The sequence below is a fragment of the Microbacterium sp. B19 genome (assembly GCF_000333395.1).
Classification (GTDB): domain Bacteria; phylum Actinomycetota; class Actinomycetes; order Actinomycetales; family Microbacteriaceae; genus Microbacterium.
In genome coordinates this window covers 1-1566 of sequence record NZ_BADA01000295.1, presented here as the reverse complement: position 1 = coordinate 1566, position 1566 = coordinate 1, and the positions used below count along the sequence as shown (strand labels likewise).

3 protein-coding genes are annotated in these 1566 nt (G+C 67.3%); 2 read left to right on the top strand and 1 reads right to left on the bottom strand.

Annotated elements, in window-relative coordinates; genetic code table 11:
* Nucleotides 1-34: 34 nt before the first annotated feature.
* On the bottom strand, nucleotides 35-439 hold the full coding sequence (locus tag I5G_RS10535; protein WP_022879024.1) for a DUF1844 domain-containing protein: 405 nt from the start codon (nucleotides 437-439) through the stop codon (nucleotides 35-37).
* A 220-nt stretch (nucleotides 440-659) separates the two neighbouring features.
* Here I5G_RS10535 and infC point away from each other — a divergent pair, with 220 nt between their 5' ends.
* Both infC and rpmI read left to right on the top strand, forming a co-directional pair.
* The gene (gene infC / locus I5G_RS10530; protein WP_239642527.1) at nucleotides 660-1310 is read left to right on the top strand and encodes a translation initiation factor IF-3; all 651 of its coding nucleotides are present in this window, start codon (nucleotides 660-662) and stop codon (nucleotides 1308-1310) included.
* 47 nt (nucleotides 1311-1357) lie between these two features.
* The coding region (rpmI, locus tag I5G_RS21865) for a 50S ribosomal protein L35 (RefSeq protein WP_148286469.1) at nucleotides 1358-1566 on the top strand (209 nt) is incomplete at its 3' end.

The window sequence follows — 1566 nt, the reverse complement described above, 5'->3', positions numbered from 1 at the left end:
CGCCCCCGGAGCCGGTACCCCCAGAACGAGCGACCTAGTTGACGGGACCCGTCCACTTTTCGCCCGGCCCCTTACCGATCGGGTCGGGGATGACGGAGGCTTCGCGGAAGGCGAGCTGCAGGGAGCGGAGGCCGTCGCGGAGCGAGCGGGCGTGCATGTCGCTGATCTCGGGCGCGCCGGCGGTGATGAGTCCGGCCAGGGCGTTGATGAGCTTCCGGGCCTCGTCGAGGTCGGTCTGCTGCTGCGGGTCGTCGGCGAGTCCGACCTTGACCGCGGCGGCGCTCATGAGGTGGACGGCGGTCGTGGTGATGACCTCGACGGCCGGGACGTCGGCGATGTCGCGGGTGGCGGAAGCGGAGGCGCGCTCCTGCTCCTCCCATCGCGCGAGGCGCTCGGTATCCTGTGCGGCTCGGGCGTCGTCGGGGGAAGTCGTGTCCACGTGGTTCTCTCTGCTAGACTGTGGCGGGCTTCGGAGCGTTCTGCTCCGTACGAAAGAGGATCACATCCCACCCGCGCTTGCCGCTCCAGGCTACCGGGTTCCCGCACTCCGCTCCGTGTCGCACGGGGTTGCTCGGGTGCAGAAGCCGGTGCTCAGGGCACCGTGCCGGGTGGCGTGTACTCCTCTTCGCCCGTGGTCCACCAGGATCGCGGCGGCCGTCATCCGCAGACAAGAGGAGTTCCGCATCAGCGATCCCCGCACCAACGAGCGCATCCGAGTTCCGGAAGTCCGCCTCGTCGGACCCAACGGCGAGCAGGTCGGCATCGTCCGCATCGAAGCTGCGCTGCGTCTGGCCCAGGAAGCGGACCTCGACCTGGTCGAGGTCGCGCCGAACTCGAGGCCGCCCGTGGTCAAGATCATGGACTACGGCAAGTTCAAGTACGAGGCAGCTCAGAAGGCCAAGGAAGCGCGTCGCAACCAGGCGAACACCGTCCTCAAGGAGGTCCGGTTCCGTCTGAAGATCGAGGCGCACGACTACATCACCAAGCTCAAGCGCGCTGAGGGGTTCCTCCAGGCGGGCGACAAGGTCAAGGCGATGATCCTGTTCCGTGGTCGTGAGCAGTCCCGTCCCGAGCAGGGTGTGCGCCTGCTCCGTAAGTTCGCCGAGGACGTCGCCGAGTTCGGCACGGTCGAGTCGAACCCCACGATCGACGGCCGCAACATGGTGATGGTGATCGCGCCGCACAAGAACAAGTCCGAGGTCAAGACCGAGCAGAACGCCCAGCGTGCTGCGAACCGTGAAGCGGCCCGCAGCGCCGCCCGCGGTGACTCGGCCCCTGCGGAACAGCCCACCTCGGCACCGGCCGAGTAAGGCTCCCCGAACTCCCGCCCGGCGGGAAACACAACGAAGGAAGAGACATGCCGAAGCAGAAGACCCACTCGGGTGCCAAGAAGCGCTTCAAGGTCACCGGCAGCGGAAAGATCAAGAAGCAGCAGGCGAACCTCCGCCCACACTTCGAGGGCNAGCCNNACCAGCGCACCCGTCGTCTGTCGGCGGGACAGATCCTCGCGCCGGGCGACGCGAAGGTCGCCAAGAGCTGCTCGGTATCTGAGCGTCCGCGAGATTT